Annotated in this window: 15 protein-coding genes; 4 read left to right on the forward strand and 11 right to left on the reverse strand. The window is 67.1% G+C overall.

The window, feature by feature from the left end; translation table 11 throughout:
• Nucleotides 1-267 precede the first annotated feature (267 nt).
• Nucleotides 268-1,233, forward strand: a complete 966-nt coding sequence (locus LJE69_RS15435; RefSeq protein ID WP_296926698.1) for an MBL fold metallo-hydrolase — start codon at nucleotides 268-270, stop codon at nucleotides 1,231-1,233.
• Nucleotides 1,234-1,566: 333 nt separating this feature from the next.
• Here the strand turns inward: LJE69_RS15435 and LJE69_RS15440 are convergent, their stop codons facing one another.
• From LJE69_RS15440 to LJE69_RS15480, 9 genes are all read right to left on the reverse strand, one after another.
• Nucleotides 1,567-2,166 (reverse strand): Uma2 family endonuclease, encoded by a 600-nt coding sequence (locus LJE69_RS15440; RefSeq protein WP_296926700.1) that lies wholly within the window; start codon nucleotides 2,164-2,166, stop codon nucleotides 1,567-1,569.
• A gap of 414 nt (nucleotides 2,167-2,580) precedes the next feature.
• The gene (locus LJE69_RS15445; RefSeq protein ID WP_296926702.1) at nucleotides 2,581-4,335 is read right to left on the reverse strand and encodes a radical SAM protein; all 1,755 of its coding nucleotides are present in this window, start codon (nucleotides 4,333-4,335) and stop codon (nucleotides 2,581-2,583) included.
• Nucleotides 4,336-4,464: 129 nt separating this feature from the next.
• Nucleotides 4,465-5,367, reverse strand: a complete 903-nt coding sequence (locus tag LJE69_RS15450) for an EamA family transporter (RefSeq protein WP_296926704.1) — start codon at nucleotides 5,365-5,367, stop codon at nucleotides 4,465-4,467.
• A 30-nt stretch (nucleotides 5,368-5,397) separates the two neighbouring features.
• Complete coding sequence (locus LJE69_RS15455) at nucleotides 5,398-6,753, reverse strand: hypothetical protein (protein WP_296926706.1); 1,356 nt, start codon at nucleotides 6,751-6,753, stop codon at nucleotides 5,398-5,400.
• Nucleotides 6,754-6,816: 63 nt separating this feature from the next.
• Entirely contained in the window at nucleotides 6,817-7,506 is a 690-nt protein-coding gene (locus LJE69_RS15460; RefSeq protein WP_296926709.1) for an ABC-type transport auxiliary lipoprotein family protein, read from the reverse strand.
• Nucleotides 7,491-8,573 (reverse strand): MlaD family protein, encoded by a 1,083-nt coding sequence (locus LJE69_RS15465; protein ID WP_296926711.1) that lies wholly within the window; start codon nucleotides 8,571-8,573, stop codon nucleotides 7,491-7,493. Before LJE69_RS15465 ends, LJE69_RS15460 begins: the two co-directional genes overlap by 16 nt.
• Before the next feature lie 502 nt (nucleotides 8,574-9,075).
• Nucleotides 9,076-9,876 carry an ABC transporter ATP-binding protein gene (locus LJE69_RS15470; protein WP_296926713.1) on the reverse strand — a complete coding sequence of 267 codons (801 nt, stop codon included), beginning with the start codon at nucleotides 9,874-9,876 and terminating at the stop codon, nucleotides 9,076-9,078.
• 3 nt (nucleotides 9,877-9,879) lie between these two features.
• Nucleotides 9,880-10,713, reverse strand: coding sequence for an ABC transporter permease (locus LJE69_RS15475; RefSeq protein ID WP_296926716.1), 834 nt, complete (start codon nucleotides 10,711-10,713; stop codon nucleotides 9,880-9,882).
• Between the two features lie 454 nt (nucleotides 10,714-11,167).
• Nucleotides 11,168-12,124 carry an AraC family transcriptional regulator gene (locus LJE69_RS15480; protein WP_296926718.1) on the reverse strand — a complete coding sequence of 319 codons (957 nt, stop codon included), beginning with the start codon at nucleotides 12,122-12,124 and terminating at the stop codon, nucleotides 11,168-11,170.
• 318 nt (nucleotides 12,125-12,442) lie between these two features.
• Here LJE69_RS15480 and LJE69_RS15485 point away from each other — a divergent pair, with 318 nt between their 5' ends.
• On the forward strand, nucleotides 12,443-13,633 hold the full coding sequence (locus LJE69_RS15485) for an iron-containing alcohol dehydrogenase (RefSeq protein WP_296926720.1): 1,191 nt from the start codon (nucleotides 12,443-12,445) through the stop codon (nucleotides 13,631-13,633).
• A 53-nt stretch (nucleotides 13,634-13,686) separates the two neighbouring features.
• A complete protein-coding gene (locus tag LJE69_RS15490) occupies nucleotides 13,687-14,274 on the forward strand; it encodes a cupin domain-containing protein (RefSeq protein ID WP_296926723.1) in 588 nt (195 codons plus the stop codon).
• A 441-nt stretch (nucleotides 14,275-14,715) separates the two neighbouring features.
• Here LJE69_RS15490 and LJE69_RS15495 read toward each other — a convergent pair whose 3' ends face one another.
• Both LJE69_RS15495 and LJE69_RS15500 read right to left on the reverse strand, forming a co-directional pair.
• Entirely contained in the window at nucleotides 14,716-16,311 is a 1,596-nt protein-coding gene (locus LJE69_RS15495) for a bifunctional GNAT family N-acetyltransferase/carbon-nitrogen hydrolase family protein (RefSeq protein WP_296926725.1), read from the reverse strand.
• 112 nt (nucleotides 16,312-16,423) lie between these two features.
• Nucleotides 16,424-16,678 (reverse strand): hypothetical protein, encoded by a 255-nt coding sequence (locus tag LJE69_RS15500; RefSeq protein ID WP_296926727.1) that lies wholly within the window; start codon nucleotides 16,676-16,678, stop codon nucleotides 16,424-16,426.
• 638 nt (nucleotides 16,679-17,316) lie between these two features.
• Here LJE69_RS15500 and LJE69_RS15505 point away from each other — a divergent pair.
• Nucleotides 17,317-17,616, forward strand: a complete 300-nt coding sequence (locus tag LJE69_RS15505; protein ID WP_296926729.1) for a hypothetical protein — start codon at nucleotides 17,317-17,319, stop codon at nucleotides 17,614-17,616.

The raw sequence follows: 17,616 nt of genomic DNA on the forward strand, positions 1-17,616 counted from the left end.
CCCAGTAGCCGGCAAGATGCCGGCGCTCCCAGTAGCCGGCAAGATGCCGGCGCTCCCAGTAGCCGGCAAGATGCCGGCGCTCCCGGTGGCCGGCAAGATGCCGGCGCTCCCGGTGGCCGACAAGATGCCGGTCCTCCGGGCTGGTGCGACCCCACGCCGGGGGCGGGAAAGAGTCTCTGGAAACCGGAAGGTGCTAGGCTCATGGCTTGCAACCGCGGCGATGGACCGCCGCGCTGATCCCTGCCAAAGACCCCGCACTCGCTCGCCATGCCTACTGCCCAGTATCAAGCCGTCGCCGACGGCGTCTTCTGCATCGAAACCAGCCTCTACCGTAACGGCCTCGCCGCCTGCTATCTGATTCGCGAGCAGGACCGACTCGCCTTCGTCGACACTGGCACCGCCCACACGGTGCCTGGCCTGCTCGCCGTCATCGCCGACCTCGGGCTCACGCCCGCGCACGTGGACTACGTCATCCCGACCCATGTCCACCTGGACCATGCCGGTGGCGCCGGCGCGCTCATGGCCGCGTGCCCGAACGCGACCCTGGTCGCCCATCCCAAGGGCGCGCCGCACCTGATCGATCCGGCCAAGCTCACCGCCGGCGCCACCGCCGTCTATGGTGAGGAAGCCTTTGCCCGGGACTTCGGCAGCCTCCAGCCGGTGCCCGAGGCGCGTGTCATCGCCGCGGACGACGGCCAGACCTTCGACCTCGCCGGCCGGCGGCTCACCTTCATCCACACGCCGGGCCACGCCAATCACCACGGCTGCATCTTCGATGCAGGCAGCAAAGGCCTGTTCACCGGCGACACCTTCGGCATCTCCTACCGGGAATTCGACACCGCCGCCGGCCCCTGGTTGTTTGCGCCGACCACGCCGGTGGCCTTCGACCCGGATGCCTGGCAACAGAGCCTGGACCGGATCATGGCGTTCACCCCCGCCGCCGTGTTCCTGACGCACTATTGCCGCATCGACGACCCGGCTCGGCATCTCGACCAACTCAGGCGCAGCATCAAGGACCTCGCCACCATCGCCCTGGACTTGGGCGATCAGCCCCGCGACGGCCGCAAGGACCGCATCAAAGACGCGGTCACCGCGCACCTGCTGACCGATGCCCGCAACCACGGCTGTGCCCTGGATGAGCAGCGCATGCGCCAGTTGCTGGCGGTGGACCTGGAACTGAACGCCCAAGGGCTCGAAGTCTGGCTCGAGCGACGGGAGAAGCGCGGGGGCTAGTGCTCGCTGCGGAAATTCCGAGACCGGGCTCCCTAGTGGTCGTGGTCGTAATCGAATATCCGGACGGTTGAGATCACGACCACGACAACGACCACGACAACAACCTGAGACGGTCTCGGGACTTGTGCACTCGTGCACGGCGTTGGAATTGTCGATACGTTCGCCCTCCTGCGCGAGCGGGTGTGTCGCCCTGGAGGGCGACACTCCGGCCATCGCGACCCACGGCCGGCGTGTCGGCCGGCGTATCGGCCTCCAGGTCGACACGGATCAGCGCCGACGCGTCCAGCAGGCGCAGCGGGACGGGGATCGCTGCTGATCTGGCGAAGTTCCCGATCACCCAATGCAAGGTTCGTCTGGCAGCCCCTTGACGACCCGCTCCCAATCGACCTCCACACCAGCGCAGGCCGAACAGCGCGAGCGGCCACTCAACTCCTGAACGGCCGGACGCCCGTAAGCGCCATTCTCCATCCGGTAGATGGTCAGCACGCGATCGACCGGATGGACCAGCCAGTATTCCTGGACGCCGTGCCGTTCGTAGAGCGCGAGCTTGCGGACCTGGTCATGGCCGGCCGTGGCCGGAGACAGCACTTCGATCAGCCAATCGGGCGCCCCGCGACACCCCTTGTCGTCCAGCTTGGTCGGGTCGCAGACCACGCTGATGTCGGGCTGGACCACGGTGGCAATGTGGTCGTCGGCTTCGTCCCCATCCGGCAGGCGGACGTCGAACGGGGCGACGTTGACCTCGCAGCCGCTGCCCTCCAATGCATCGGCAATCGCCCGGAACAGCTCACCGACGAGCCGCTGGTGCTGCCTGCTTGGCGCGGGCGCCATGGCGTAGGCCGCGCCATCGATGAGCTCGTAGCGCTGGTCCTCCGGCCAGGTGCGGTATTCGCCGTAGGTGTGCCGTTCCGGATCGCGCAATGGCCGGGACATGTCGCTGAGACTCCGCGTGGATCGCACGCCCAGTATCGGCAACGAGCCCGGGCGCGACAACCCGCCGTCCGACCGCTGGCCGCTCAACCGGCGTCCAGGCTCGAGCGATCGAACAGGTATAGGAGGTAGCCCAGCGTCGGGTTACGCTGCGCTAGCCCGACTACACCGAATACTTTCACTGTCCCGGAGCGCATCCACCGTCTTGGCTGCGGTGGATGCTCTCCGCTTCATCCACTCTACGATGTTCCCGTTGTTTTCGAAGCGTTACGCACGACTTCGACCACGCCAACGGATTGATGTGTCCAGGCAATTATTGAGCCGTTCCGAAGCGCCGTACGACGCCCGACGCGGGGCTGGCGGGATTGGCGGGCGTCATGGCTGCAAGCCGGGCCTGCTCGCCACCGCCGACTCTGTTCAGGCCCCGGCCGCCACCCGCACCGGCTCCGCCACCTGCCCGGTCAGATCCTCCAGCGCTGCATCGTCGTTGGCCGCCTCCGGCTCGCTGGGGCGGATGGCTTCGTCCAGGTAGTCGAGGCCGGCGCCATTCAGGGTCTCTTTGCGGATGCGCTTGTAGAGCATCCAGACGCGCAGCGCGTAGACGAAGAGCCGCGAGTAGGTGCTGGTGATCTCCCAGGCGCGGCGCGGATGGAACACCAGCGGGTGCTCGACGCTTAAGCCGGGCCGGCGCTGGGTGCGGATCTTGCGGCGGATGAAGCCGCCCTGGAGCGGGTGCACGCGCTCGAAGCGCAGGCAGCCGTAGAACTCCAGCGCGATCTCCATCACCCGCTTGGGGTTGCGGCCGAAGGCCGCCGCGCGGCGCATCAGGGTCTCCAGGTGCGCAAAAGAGTAGTAGCTGTCCCAGGCGTCGCGGTAGGCGCCGATCCACTCGTCCTTGCTCATCTTGGGGTGCGCGGTGCAGACGTGCTCGAGATCATAGATGTTCATGTCCGGGTCCAGCGCGACGCCCTTTTCCACCAGCGCCTTGTGGTCGGCTGAGCCCGGCAGGGGGGTCAGGCAGAACAGCTCCAGGATGTCCAGCGGCAGCTCGCGCTTGATGGTCTTGATGTCCTTGGCGATGGACTCCGGCGTGTCGCCCGGAAAGCCCAGGATGTAGCCGCAATAGGTGGTGACGCGCTTGCGCTGCCAGGCGATCAGCATGTCGCGGTAGTTGGCGATCTTGTTCTGCTTCTTGTTGGCCGCCTTGAGGTTGTCGGGGTTGACGTTCTCCAGGCCGATGAACACCCGTGACACGCCCGCCTTGCGCGCCTTGTCCACGAAGCCCGGCAGCTTGTGGCACATGGTGTCCACCTGGATGGTGAAGTTGAACTTCACGCCCAGTTCCTCGCGCACCGCGGCGATGCGGTCGAAGATGGGCTCCCAGTTGCGGTTGCGGGCAAAGTTGTCGTCGGTGATGAAGTAGTGGCGAATGCCGTGGGCCAGGTTCGCGCGCAGCAGCCGCTCTACGTCGTCGGGGCTGCGGTAGCGGGACTTGCGCCCCTGCACGTTGATGATCGTGCAGAAGCTGCACAGGAACGGGCAGCCGCGCCCGGCATCGAAGGTGCCCGGCATGGGCGCGTAGCGCCGCGCGACCTTGGGCGGCAGATAGGGCATGCGCTGGCCCTCCATGTCCGGCAGGTCGTCCATGTAGTTGTAGAGGGGCTCCATGGCGCGGTCTTTGGCGGCGCGCAGCAAATCCATGAAGCGGCCCTCGGACTCGCCGGCGAAGAGGGTGATGCCGAGGTCCAGGGCCTCCTGCAAGTCCGCCGGCAGCGCCGGCAGCATGGCCAGACAACCACTGACGTGGAAGCCGCCGATGGCCACCTGTATGCCGGCGGCGCGGAATTCCCTGGCCATGTCCATGGCGCGGGGGAACTGGTTGGACTGCACGCCCACCATGCACACCAGGCCCTCGCCGCCGGCCTTGTGGATGCGGCGGATGATGCGCTGCACCGGGATGACGGTGTTGGTCTCATCATAAGCCTGGACGCGGATGTCCAGGTCGTCGCCCAGGGCGTGGTGCTCCGCGGCCTCCAGCGTCAGGCCGTACAGGGTCGCGAGCGAGTTGGACGGAATCCAGGCCTTGACCCACTGGATCACATAGCCGTCGTCGTCGTAATGGGATGGCTTGATCAGCTCGACATGGAAGGGCCGGCGGGCAGGGCGGGCCATGGCAGTGCTCCCGGGCCGGTCACGCCGCTGGCCCTGAGTATGGAATCGTAAATGATTGCGGTAGGTTACCAGCTTCGGCCAGGACATATCCGGGTATCGAGCTGCGGATCTCGGCAGCAGTGGGCGAGCTCAAGACTGGGTCAGCACGAACAGTCCCGCCAGCATCAGGGCGCTGCCTGCGAGCCGCGCCGTCATGTGGCGCTCGCCGTAGTACCAATGCCCCAGCAGCACGGAGAAGACGCCGGCGGTGCGCTTGACCGCCATCGCGTAGGAGGCGAGGGTCAGGCTGAGCGCGATCTGGTCGGCGATGCGCATCAGCGCGAACAGCACCCCGAGCAGCAGCAGCGGGCGTATCTCCCGGCGCAGATGCTTCGGAAACGCCTCGCGATAGAAGCGGTGGTCCTGGAGGCTGAACATCACAAACAACACCACCGGGTTGACCACGGCCACCACCACCGCGAACGACAGCGGGTCGCTCATCTGGATGCCGACGCGCCCGAGGGTCGAGGCCGCCGCAAAGCAAAACGCCGCCGCCAGCGTGAACACACTGCCCGGCTCCAGGAACAGTCGCCGCAGCGGCGCCAGCAGGCTGGTCTGCTCGCGCTCGACGCTCAGCGCGTAGCCGCCCGCGATCAACAGCCCGAGCCCCAGGAAGCCGAGCGGACCGGGCAGGTCGCCGGTCACCAGCCACTCGATGACCACGACGAAGCCCGGCGTCAGCGTCATCACCGGCCCCACCAGCGACACCTCGCTGCGATGGATGGCCGTGTTGAGCGCCCATCCGCCGAGTCCCGACACCACGCCGCCGAGCAGCACCACCAGGGTGTAGACCGGCTCGCGAAACGGAAAGTCGTGGTGCCAGACGATCAGCGGTGCGGTGACCACCAGGCTCGCCAGGTTGACGTACAGGGTCAGCGCCCGCGCCGAGAAGCTGAACGACAGGTGCTTGGTGACCGCGAGCCGCGACGCATGAAAGAACGCCGACAGCAGCGAGAAGACGATCCAGAAGGGTGCGAACGCGGCGAAGTCCATGGCGGGGTACGATGACGCTGCGGGCTTGACTCAGGTCCAGCCCTGCGCGCAGTCCACGAAGCGCCGCACCGGCCCGCAGCGGGCACCGATGAGGTCCCGCAGCCGCTCGGCGTTATGCAGCGCGAAGGATCGCTGCAGCTCGGCGCGCAGGCGCCACTGGGCCTCGTCGAACGCGCCGATGCCGCGGCGGATGCACACGCTCGGCACGCCGTCGAGCGCCAGCAGCCCGGCGCCGCCGGTGCCGGAGAAGAGCCGCGGCTGCACGCTGAGATACACGGCTCGCGCAGCGGCAACGGGCGCCGCCGGGCGGTTGCGGGCGGGCGCGAACAGATTGAGCGCGTAGGCGGGCGCGTTCAGCGTCAGCAGGTGCTTGCGCGCCGCCGGCGTGCCGCGGCGCAGGCGCGCCAGTACCGCTGGCGGCAGGTCCCGCAGCAGATCGGCGAGCAGCGCCAGCTCGCGGTGCACGTCCGCCGGCAACCCGAGCCCGGCCAGCGCGGCACGGACCTCCGCGGCCGCGCGCAACGGATGCCGGTGCCAGCGCGGCGGCACGTCGGCGACCCCGGTGAAGACCGCCCGCAGCATTCCGGCGGCGTCCTCGAGGCGCCGGTGCAGGCGTCGCACGAGGTCCTCGAACGCATCCTCCGCGAGCACGTCCCAGCCCGGCAGCAGGATCAGCGCCCCGGGCGGCCGCTGGCCGGCGGCGACCGCGTCGTCGTCGCAGGGCAGCACCCGGGCGCCGTTGAGGCCGAGGTCCAGGTCCGCCAGCAGCGCGGTGACGAGCCGGGCGCCGGCAAAGGTGAGCGGGTCCAGCAATTGGCGGCGGGTGCGCGCGTCGTGATCGGCCGCGTATTCGTTGCCGTCGCCCAGTGGTGCCAGTTCGGCCGCGGTCCAGTACAGCAGATGCAGGTGGAACTGCTTGGACGCCTGCACGCTCTCGCGATCACACGTGTAGGGGTCGCAGTTGAGCGCCAGGTGCAGCGCGCCGTGGGCGAGGCCGAACCGGTCCATCACGTCCACCCGCGAGATGAAGCGGACGAACTCCAACCCGCTGCGCCACAAGGCCCGGCCGGTGACGGGCGCCACGTGGCAGGGGCTCGGCTTGTCGCATTCAGATGCCTCGCTCAACATCAAGTCGAACTGGGCGTGCGGGATGGCCTTGTCCACCAGCGCCAGCCGGTCGCCGTCTTCCGCGGCACAATCCAGCAGCACGATGAGCCGACGGTGAAAGCGCGCGAGCGGCGTCGGTGCATTGATCTCGTTCGCCGTGAGCCCGAAGCCGGCGGGCGGCCCCGGCACGCACACTTTGCCCCAGGCCACCGGCATGCGCCGCGCCGCCGCCGGCAGCAGGGCGGCAAAGGGGTCGTCCGCCAGGCGCGACTCAGCCAAGGGCACCGCTCCCCGCACCCCGGTGATCGCGCCCAAGCCCGCGAACTGCTGCCGCGCCGGTCATCACTGCAACCTCGGCGCCGCGCGCTGGGCGTCCGCAATCACCTCACCGATGAGCCGCCCCGTGAGCCGGTTGAATGCGGCCACGATGGCGTCCGGCGTGGTGCGCCCGTCCGCGCCGACGGCGGTGGGCTCCTCGCCCGCGTAGTTGCGTGCAACCAGTACGTTGCGGCCTTGCCCGCGCACCAGCGTGAGCGTCATCTCCGCCAGCACACGCGGCGGGTTATCGGTGGGCCGGTGCTCGAAGCGGTTGAGCTCGCCGGTGACCAGGTATTGCGCCCGCGCGGGATCGGCCGCCGTGACCACGTGCTCGAACACGCCGGCCGCACGCAGCGCCGCCGTCAGGTTATTGGCGATGGCGGTGGCGGGCGGCTCTTCCCACAGCAGCTCCGCGTAGCGGTACACCTGCAGCGGCTCCTGGGCGGTGCGGTAAACGATGCGGTCGCCGGCGACGAAGCCCTGTGCCGTCAGCGGGATGACGCGCAGGGTACCGGGGATGGGCCGTGGGCTCGGCTGCACGCTCACCTCCGGCTGCAGCGCGAAATAGAGGTCGCGCAGGCGCTCGCCGCCGCAGCCGGCCAGCAGCGCAGAGGCCAGCAGCGCGCAGGCGAGGAGCGCCCGGATCACCAGTGCCGCCGGCACCCTGGGGTGCGGCACTGGCAGCGCTCGGGAAGACGTCAACGGCTCAGCCAAGGCGAGGGCTCCTTCGGCACGCGCTCGAACAACAGGGATTTCGGGTCCTGGCGCAGGTCCCCGGTGAGCGCGGCGAGGTTGCGCGATGCGGTATCGATGTTGGCCAGGATCGGCGTCAGGGACGCGGACAGCGACTGCAGCAGGTACTGTACGTCATCCAGGGAGTCCGTCACCTGCGGCTCCGCCTGGTTGACCACCCGCTGCAGGTCGGCACCGAGCGCCGTGTAGCGCTCCACCGCGGCGCCGATATCCGCGCTGCGGGCGTCCAGACTGCTGGAGGCCGTGGCGAGGTTGCCGGTGAGCGTATCGACGGATTTCAGAATGGCTTCGATGCGCTTGGGGTCCACGCTCTGCTCGATGTCGGCGCTGAGCTGTCGCAGGTTCTGGAACACCTCCGCGACGCCTTCGCCGGCCGTCCCTTGCTCGCCTTCCTTGCCGGCGCCCATCGCGGCGACCAGGCCCTGGATGCGCTCCTGCAACTGCACCAGCGCCGGGCGAATGGTGTCATCGATGGCCGATTGCAGCCGTGTCAACGCAGTGGCCGCCTGGGTGGCCAGGTCCGGCTGCCGCGGCAGGGTGGCGATGGCGGCGCCGGCGGGGAGCGTCTGGTCCGCGAGTCCGGGCTGGATGCGGATCAGGTTCCCGCCCAGGAAGCTCGCCGGCGCCAGTTGCGCGTGGCTGCCCACCGGCACCGGCCAGTTCCGCTGGATGCGCAGGCTGGCCCGAAAGCAGGGCAGCTCCGCCGAGCGCGGCTGCTCGGTGCCCGGGCACTCGCCCCGGTCCCGATCGCCGGCGAACACCGGCTCGACGGCGCCCACGTGGCCGACGACGAAGCCCTCCTGCACCACGTCGATGCCGCGATCCAGGCCGCTCGCCTCCGGGAAGTAGGCGCGCAGCTCGTAGCCGCCGAACAGCGCCGGCACGTTCAGCAGCAGCACCGCCAGCACCATCGCCACCATGGCGAGCACGAATAACCCCGACAGCACCAGGTCGCGCCGCTGCCGGCGGCCGCGACGGATACCGGGGGCGCCGATCTCGGGGGGTTGGTAGAGGCGTTCCAGTGGCATCGGTCAGAAATCAGGGGCTAGGGGCTGGGGGCTAGGGAACGGGCCAATGATTGCTTGGACACATCTATCCGCTGTCGCTGTCGCTGTCGCGGTCGTAATCGAATGCGCAAATAGCGGTTCAGAAACAATGGGAACAGACAGGGGCCAGTAAGCGAAAAGCAGCCGCCGTCTCGGCCTGCGTCGGATGCGCTTCGAGCCTATGAAAATGTTCGGTGTAGGTCGGGTTAGCGCAGCGTAACCCGACGCTGAGCCTCGGTGTGCCGTTGATTGTCGGGTTACGCTATCGCTAACCCGACCTACGATCCGCCCGTTTTCCGCGTTGCGCGCAATACGTTCACGGTCACTTCGCTGATCCACCCTTCCATTCAGAACTGGCACGGAAATCACAGCCAGTGTCGGCCGGAGTGTCGCCCTCCAGGGCGACACGAGCAAGATCGCCACGGGCATTTGCAGCAAGGTCGGTTCCGCGCGGCTCGGGACGCCCAGCTCGGCCCCGCGAACATCACCACCGGCCTTGCAATAGGTAACGCAGCTCCAACTGCCCCGGCGCGGCCGCCTCCAGGTCGCCGCGGCTGCCGTCGAACAACAGCCGGCCGCGGTCCAGCACTACCACGCGCTCGTCCGGCAGGATCGCCTCCAGGGTCACGTTGTCTGTCGCAATCACCGTCAGCCCGCGCACGTCCATTTCCGCCCGCAACAGGCCGAAGATCTCGCGCACTGCGGGCAGGTCGAGACCGTCGGTGAGGCCGTCCCAGATGAGCAGCTCGGGCCGATGGATCAGCGCCCGTGCCAGTTCCACGCGCCGACGTTGGCCGACGGACAGCGCCCGCGGCAGGTGGTTCTCCATGCCGTCGAGCTGTAGTTGGGTCATCACCAGCCGCGCGGCACGGGCCATGTCCGGCCGCGACATGCGCATGGCGCGCAGCGGCAGCAGCAGGTTCTCCAGCACCGTCAGCCCATCCAGTAGTGCGCCGCGCTGCAGCACCGCGCCGGTGCGCCGCCGCAGCGCTCGCGCGGCACGACTCGACAGGCGCGTCAGCTCCTGGCCAAACAACCGCACCCGCCCCGCCGAGGGCAGGTCCAGTCCCAGCACCAGGCGCATCAGCAGGCTCTTGCCGGCGCCGTTTCGGCCGATCAGCAGTACGCTCTCGCGGGGCTGAACGGTCAGCGAAACGCCGTTCAGCACCGCGTGCCCGGTCACGTGCTGGAATACATCCGTGATCTCCAGGGCCGGCACCGGCGCGAGGCCCGGGTCTGGATCCGGGGCGTGTCCGGGGGCGGATGCCGACGCCGAATCGCCCACGGGTCATCCCTCCGGCCACAACACGAACAACAGATCGATGAGCAGGATGCTGGTGACGGCCGCGATCATGGTGCGGGTAGCTGCCTCGCCGATGGCCTCCGGGTCGCGGCCGGCGACGGTGCCGTTGACCGTTGCGATGAGCGCGATCACCACCGCGAACACGAGGGGCTTGGTCACCGCCTCGCGCACGTCACCTGGCCCCAGCGTGCTGCGCACCGCATCGATGAGCTGGTACGGCGGCACGTCCGAGAAAAAGAACAGCCACAGGTAGGCCGCGCCCACGGTCACCAGGCTGCCCCACACCAGGAAGGCGAAGGACATGGCCAGCATCGCCAGTAGGGTCGGCCCGGTGACGAAGCGGATAGGGTTGATGCCGCTCACCAGCAGCCCGTCCATCTGCCCCGTGACGACCAAGGTCGCATGGCGCACCGCCAGCGCCACACCGGCGCGCCCCGCCACCAGCACGCCCACCAGGATCGGCACCAGCTCGATGACCACGGCATAGGTGATGGTGAACAGCAAGGCACCCGGAAAGTTGAAGCTCTCCAGTACTTTGCCCGCCTGCCGGCCGAGGATCACCCCCAGCGCCGCGGTCACCAGCGTCACCGCCGGCAGGATGGACAGCCCCGCCTGGCGCAGCGCCGCCGTGAAGGCGGGCAGGTCCAGCCGCTCGCGCCCGATGATAATGTTGCCGTACAGCGTCAGGCACTCCAGCAGCGTGCGCCAGGCGAGCCCGACTCCCGCCAGCCAGCCGAGCGGCCCGCCGAGCGTTGACGGTGGACCACGGCGCAGGGCGCGGGCGGCCTTGGGCATCAGGGGATCGGTGGAGGCGTCCATGCGCCGCAATGTTACCGTGAATCGCTTTGCCGCCGGGCACGGCGCGGCCAACTGGCCTGAGCTGAGATCAAGGCGGCTGCCATGCTGGCAACGGCACCGCCGTAAGCACGGGCCTCGGTCTGCGGCTGATCAGCCAACGGACCTGGCCGTCTGCCCCGTCGGGGGACGCCGCTGAGTCCGGGCATGGGATCGAGCGCCAAGCCATCCGTGTCTGATCTGCCGGCCGACGACCAGCCATAGCGCAGGCACTAACCTCGAGTGAGCGTGTCGCCGCAAGCGCCACCACGGTGTCAGAAAAACGCCGGCTTCAGCTGGCCGGAGTCAGAAAAACAATTGAAGGGCTGCAGAACTAGGGTGGATAAGCGAAGAGACCGCAAAAAAGGATTGCTCGCAACGCCGAAAACGAGCGGATCGCAGGTCGGTTTAGCGATAGCGTAACCCGACAATCAACTGATCAGACCTGACCCGTGGCGATTTCCATCAGGTTCTTGATATCGCGGATGGGCGGCTGGCCGAACAGACGGCTGTACTCTCGGCTGAACTGGGAGGGACTCTCATAGCCCACCGCAAATGCGGCTTTGGAGGCGTCCAGGCGCTCGGTCAACATCAGTCGCCGCGCCTCGGTCAGTCGCATTCTCTTCTGGAACTGCAACGGACTCATGCCCGTCGTGGAGCGGAAATGGCTGTGGAAGGCCGAGGTGCTCAAGCCCGCCTTGCTCGCCAACTGCTCGATCCGCAAGGGCTTGTTGAAGTTGTCCTTCAGCCAGTCGATGGACCGGGCGATCTGGTAACCATGGTGGCTGGCGGAGGCGATTTGCCGCAGGCGTGGCCCCTGCTCGCCGGTCAGCAGGCGGTAGAAGATTTCCTGCTGCACGAGTGGTGCTAAGGCTGCGATGTCTTCCGGGGTCTGGAGAAGATCGAGCAGCCGGTTGAAGGCGTCGAGCAAGGGCGGGGAGACTTCGCTGACCGCTAGACCAAGACGTTCTCGCGATGAGCTGGCCGGCGCTCCGTGGTCGTTCAGCATGAGCTGGGCGATGACACGCAGGTCCAATTCCATGGTCAATCCCAGGTAGGGTTTCTCGGCGCTGGCCTCGATGATCTGCGTCACCACCGGCAGGTCGACGGAGGTGATGAGGAACCGGTCCGCATCGTACACATAAGCATCTTCGCCGAGGAACAAGCGCTTTCGCCCCTGGCCGATCAGGCAAATGCTGGGTGCGAGCATGTAGCTCGTCGGCTCGGTGGGCGTTTCCCATCGATGCAGGCTCAGGCCCCGAATCGAGGTGTCGAGCCGGTTCTTACCTGCGGCCCATCGGGCAATCCGATCGGCCAGGCTCTGTGGTCCGCCACTCGCGCCGCCCCGTTTCGCTTCGGCGGCCCCCCTAACGCAATTCATGGACTTTCCGTGCATTCCACGGCCGCCCTCGTGCTCGTCGGTTACTGCGACGTTAGCACCGAGACTGCTGTGTCTACAACAGGATGGTCCGGACTGGGCGAGGATCAGGCAAGGATGAAAGAGTAACGGACGATGCGGTGACGGCGCCAGGCCATCCCGCCAATTCCCGCGAGGGGCGGACACGCCCCGCAACGGTGCGGTGAGGCGTGGCCGCTCAGCCAGGAGCTTGGAGGATTGGGCAAGAGTCCAGCAGAATCGTTCTACTGGCTCCCGGAGGCTGGGGGCTACAGTTCAGTCCACGAAACCGAAGCGCTTTCCCCGAGGAGACACGATATGAAATTCGAATACCTGAACCCCACCCGCCTTGTGTTCGGCGCTGGCTCCCTCTCTCGTCTGGGCGAGATGGCCGGCACGTACGGCAAGCGAGCGCTGCTCGTCACCGGCGGTGGCAGCGTCAAGCGCAGCGGCACCTTCGAGCGTGCGCGCAACAGCCTCGCCGACGCCGGCATCACGGTGTTCGAGTGCGAGGGCGTCGAGCCCAACCCCAGGATTTCGTCGGTCAAACGGGGCGCGGCAACGGCGCGTGACAATGCCTGCGACCTGATTGTCGCACTCGGCGGCGGCAGCGTGATGGACGCCTCCAAAGTGATCGCGGCGGCCGTCCTCTACGACGGTGACCCGTGGGACATGATCCATCACGGCCAACCGCAGCCGCACGTACCGACTGAGGCGCTGCCGCTGATCACCGTGCCGACCCTGGCCGCAACCGGCTCCGAGATGAACTGCGGCGCGGTGATCTCCAACGCGGAGACCAGGGAAAAGTCCTTCGTACAGGCAGAATGCCTGTACCCGAAGGTCGCCCTGCTCGACCCGGAGCTGACGGTGACCGTCCCCAAGGATCAGACGGCCTATGGCGTCTGCGACCTCATTACCCACATCACCGAGAGCTACTTCAACGGGACCGGCGACACGCCGATTCAGGACCGCTTTGCCGAGGGCGTGATTCTCACCGCGATGGAGTACGGCCCGAAGGCCATCGCCGATGGCAACGATCTGAACGCACGCGCCCAAGTGCAGTGGGCGGCCACGGTCGCGCTCAACGGTTGGTTGAGCGCCGGCAGTGGGAGCGCGGGGTACCCCGTGCACATGATCGAGCACACCGTATCGGCCTTCCATGACATCACCCACGCCGCGGGGCTGGCCATCATCAACCCCGCGTGGATGCGCTTCGCGGCCAAGAGCAATACGGCCAAATTCGTCCAGTTCGCCCAGCGGATCTTCGGTCTCGACGCCAAAGGCTCGGATGATTTGGACTGCGCCAGCGCCGGGATCGACCGCTTCGAGGCATTTCTCAAATCCATCGGCTGTCCGACGCGCCTTTCCGAGCTGGGCCTTGATGACCGGTTGATCGAGACCTACGCCAAGGAAACCCTGCGCATCGTCCACGACGAGAACGGCCTGCTGCCGGGGCGCCCGGCCATGAGCGAGGCGGACGTCGTCGGCGTCCTGCGCGCGGCGCTCTAATCCACCAGACGCGCCTCTGCACCGCCAGGGGCGCCAAGCGGAGGAGTTGCTCTGTGCAAACAAAAACGCGCGGTTTTTCATGGCTGCTGAGTCTTTTCGGCGGGGTTTTCGGCCAAACCGGATTGGCGGCGGATGAACCGGCCGAGCAAACCCTGTATGGAGGCGGTTCGCAGCAGTCGTTCAAGGGGCCGGAAGCATACTTCACCGGAGAGGTTCAGGTGCAGATGCTCTTTCCGGACAATGCCACCGCTCATTACTCCGGTGCCTACGTCACCTTTCAGCCCGGTGCCCGGACCGCATGGCACCTGCATCCGGCGGGCCAGCACATGGTCGTGACCTCGGGGGTCGCCCTCACCGGGACCCGCGACGGGAAGGTCATCGAGTTCGATGTGGGCGATACCGTCTGGTGCCCGGCGAATATCGATCACTGGCACGGTGCGACACCGGATGCGCCGATGACGCACCTGGTCATCACCGGCAGCCGCGACGCGAGAATGTGGTTTGGAAGGAGAAGGTCAGCGATGCGGTGTACTACGGTAGCCGTCAGCGCACACAGAAGGTCGCGGTCAGCATTCAGGCGTTGTCGGCAACCCAACAGGCCATCGTGCCAATCGCCGCATCACCGCGATCGGCGATGTTGACTCGCTGAAGGCCGCCATCCGTGCGGGTCTGGACAACGGCTTGAGCACTAACGAGGTCAAGGAGATCGCGATCCATCTCTAGTGGGCGAAGTGGCAGGGCGCCGGGCCGAACAAGCCGTTCGCCCCGTGCCGCCGCAGGATGATTAGCACGCGGCGCCAGAGTTTAGGGCTTCGCCGCGAATATTGCGATGCCGCGCTCCCTCGTTGTCGTGATCGGAGTCGTCATCGAATATCCGCACGGCTGAAATCATCGAATATCCGCACGGCAGAAATCACGATTACGACAACGACAACGACAACGACCTGAGGCGGTCTCGGGGCTTGCGCACCGTTGCACTAGCGCGAAAGCTGAAGTCGTAGGTCGGGCCGATGTAGGAGGCCCGACGAACAGGCGTTACATCGAGCGCCGCTGCGGCTTTTCTTTCCGCGGTCCGAGCCAGGCTACTTCTCCCGCCACACCGTTGTGTACAGATCATGCCGGCGGTCCTTGAGGTTCTGCACCGTGCCCTCGTAACGGGCCTCGCGCAGGGCCTCCAGGCGCAGGTCCGCGAAGGCGACGGTCTCGACGTTGGGGGTGGTGTCGGCGGCGATGCCGTCGCGGGCGAAGGGGAAGTCGCAGGGGGTGAGGATGCAGCTCTGGGCGTACTGGATGTCCATGTTGGCGACGTTGGGCAGATTGCCGCAGTTGCCGGACATGACGACGTAGCACTGGTTCTCCACCGCGCGGGCGTGGCAGCAGTAGCGCACCCTGAGATACGACTGGCGCTCGTCGGTGCAGAAGGGCACGAAGATCATGTTGGCCCCTTGGTCGGCGAGGTGGCGGGCCAGCTCCGGGAACTCGGCGTCGTAGCAAATGAGCACACCGATGGGGCCGCAATCGGTATTGATGGCGGCGAGCTCGTGGCCGCCCTCGATGTTCCACCAATAGACCTCGTTGGGCGTTGGGTGCAGCTTGGGCTGCTCGTGCACCTCGCCGTCGCGCAGGCAGACGTAGCAGATGTTCTCGACCCGCCCGCTCGGCATCATCGTCGGGTGGGAGCCGCCGATGATGTTGATGTTGTAGCGCACGGCCATCTCGCGGAGCGCGTCCTTGATGGGGTCGGTCCAGCGCGTCAGCGCCTCGATGGCCTCGGCCGGAGTGAGCTCCTGGTCCTCCATGGACAACAATTGCAGCGAGAACAGCTCAGGGAAGACGCAGAAGTCCGCCCGGTAATCCGAGGTCACGTCGACAAAGTAGCGCACCATGCTGAGGAACTCGTCGAAGGACTTCACGCGGCGCTGCTGGTACTGCACCGTGGCGACGCGCACCGTGTCCATGAGCCGGCCGCCGTAGTTCTTTTGCCGCGCCTCTTCGGCCTCGTCCGGCGCCTGCGGATTGCGCCACAGCAGGTGCACGCCGTAGCCCATGGACTGGTCGTCCTCGGGCCAGTATCCGGGCATCAGCCCGATGACCTTGAAGTCGTTGCGCAGCTGAAAGGTCAGCACCGGGTCCTTCTCGCGGCCCTCTTCCACCGCCGCGACATAGGCCTGGGGTGTCGGGTAGGGGTCCTCGGCGCGGCTCAGTGCGCCGCGCAGCGTCGGCAACCTGCCGCCGTAGATGATGCCCTTGAGCGCCCACGACTGGGCCAGCTTCTTGCGCTCATCGTAGAGCCGCTGCCCGATGCGCAGCCCCCGGTAGTCCGGGTCCACGCAGACCTCCATGCCGTAGAGGTAGTCGCCGTTGGGGTCGTGACGGCTGGCGTAGCCGCCGCCGGTGATCCAGGTCCAGTCGTGGGGCTTCAGCGCGAGCGTGCCCGAGGTCACGAAGCTGGAGCAGAAGCCGATCAGTTTGCCGTCCGCCTCGGCGACGAACTGTCCTTCGGGAAACTTGTTGATCTGCCCGCGGATCATCGCCGCGGTGTAGCCGCTGATGCCGGCGCCGGCATAGGCGCGCTCGAACAGGGCGCGGATGGCCGGCACGTCGGTGGGCGTGGCGTTGCGGACGGTGAGGCGTGCGACGGTGTCGGCGGCGTTGGTGTGGTTGGAGGTGTTTGGCACGGTTGGGCTCCGGCGGCGGGCATAGGGCTCGATTGTGCCATTGGCCGGGGCACCCCGGCGCCTCCCCTGCTTGTCAATCTCAAGGCCTGCGCTCGGCATTGCCTCCCGATAGCTACCCGGCCCCGGGATACCTTATCGCTTCGTCATCCTGCTTGTAGATCACGCAGGCCTGATGCCGATCATTGCCAAAGGTATAAGCCATCGTGCAGACAGTGGAGACATTGACGTTGTCTTGGAACATTGTGTTCATGTTCTTGGCCAGGTCGTCTCCCTCTTTCTCCCGGTCAGTCCAGACCTTATAGTTGCCGCCAGTGCCCTGCTTGTGCAGCACGATCAGCCGCCAGTTGCCGTTGCCGGCCTTGATCATAAGTCCGTCCACCGCCGTGGGAGCGCCGTCCTCGGCGCGACGGGCGCCCGGTCGCGGCGGGGACGCCGCTCCCACAGGACGAGCGCTTGGTCGGAGTTACGATCAAGACCCCTTTGCCGTAGGCATAGGCGGAATCGACGATATCCCTGTCCTTTAAACCGGATAGCCACTGTGACACGGCGTTGTCGAGTTTGTCCCGGCTGCCCTCGGAGAAGCACTGTACCTGGTAGTCGTTGGCAGAGCCGCCCACCGCGAACATCATACCGGCCTTGTTGGCGGACTGTGCGTAATCGAGACCCAGGCCCACCGGCTCGAATGCGTTGGCCGCGTTCGGGTTGCTGCACTGGTTGGATGAGACGGGCTGCATCACAGCGTAGCCGCTTCGCGTACGCCCTACGACCTGGGCGCGCGGAGCCGAGCAGCACTGAGCAAAGCCCGCGACCATGGTGCCCTAGTCTTGCGCCGCGGGTGTCATCCTCCATGGTCGGCGCGTTGCGTGCTTTTGATTCCATGGACCTATTTTTCTGTTGAGCGAATCGCTAAGCTTTTGCCCCAAACGATAAAGCGGTCGATCTCACCGGGTCCGCCCGAATGATCCGCCGAACATCGAGGGGCCGAGCACCCCCGGGACGCACCCCATGTCCGATGCGCCGCAAGTGCTGGTCATCGACGACGAGCCCGCCACCGTGCGGCTCCTGGTGGAGCTGCTGCGCGGCCACGGCATCCGGCTGCGCGTGGCGCTGGCGGCCGAGGAGCCGACTGAGCGCGCCACCGGCACGGCGGTTCCGGTCGTCGCGGAAGGCGCTTGCCGACCCACCACGACCGTCCCCGTCCCTGCGCCCTCTGGGGCCGATGCAGCGCCCGAAGCGGCCGAGGGCTCACGCGCCGACCGACTGCTCGAGCACTGGGCGAGGGTATCGGTAGCCCGTCTGCGCTGA

This window comes from Thiohalocapsa sp. (assembly GCF_022340605.1).
Classification (GTDB): Bacteria; Pseudomonadota; Gammaproteobacteria; order Chromatiales; family Chromatiaceae; genus Thiohalocapsa.

Excerpts from the sequence above, each read along its gene's own strand:
- LJE69_RS15440 (WP_296926700.1), bottom strand. The coding sequence starts at position 2,166 with ATGTCCCGGCCATTGCGCGATCCGGAACGGCACACCTACGGCGAATAC.
- LJE69_RS15465 (WP_296926711.1), bottom strand. The coding sequence starts at position 8,573 with ATGCCACTGGAACGCCTCTACCAACCCCCCGAGATCGGCGCCCCCGGT.
- LJE69_RS15480 (WP_296926718.1), bottom strand. The coding sequence starts at position 12,124 with ATGCACGGAAAGTCCATGAATTGCGTTAGGGGGGCCGCCGAAGCGAAA.
- LJE69_RS15435 (WP_296926698.1), top strand. The coding sequence starts at position 268 with ATGCCTACTGCCCAGTATCAAGCCGTCGCCGACGGCGTCTTCTGCATC.
- LJE69_RS15450 (WP_296926704.1), bottom strand. The coding sequence starts at position 5,367 with ATGGACTTCGCCGCGTTCGCACCCTTCTGGATCGTCTTCTCGCTGCTG.
- LJE69_RS15445 (WP_296926702.1), bottom strand. The coding sequence starts at position 4,335 with ATGGCCCGCCCTGCCCGCCGGCCCTTCCATGTCGAGCTGATCAAGCCA.
- LJE69_RS15505 (WP_296926729.1), top strand. The coding sequence starts at position 17,317 with ATGTCCGATGCGCCGCAAGTGCTGGTCATCGACGACGAGCCCGCCACC.
- LJE69_RS15485 (WP_296926720.1), top strand. The coding sequence starts at position 12,443 with ATGAAATTCGAATACCTGAACCCCACCCGCCTTGTGTTCGGCGCTGGC.
- LJE69_RS15500 (WP_296926727.1), bottom strand. The coding sequence starts at position 16,678 with ATGATCAAGGCCGGCAACGGCAACTGGCGGCTGATCGTGCTGCACAAG.
- LJE69_RS15475 (WP_296926716.1), bottom strand. The coding sequence starts at position 10,713 with ATGGACGCCTCCACCGATCCCCTGATGCCCAAGGCCGCCCGCGCCCTG.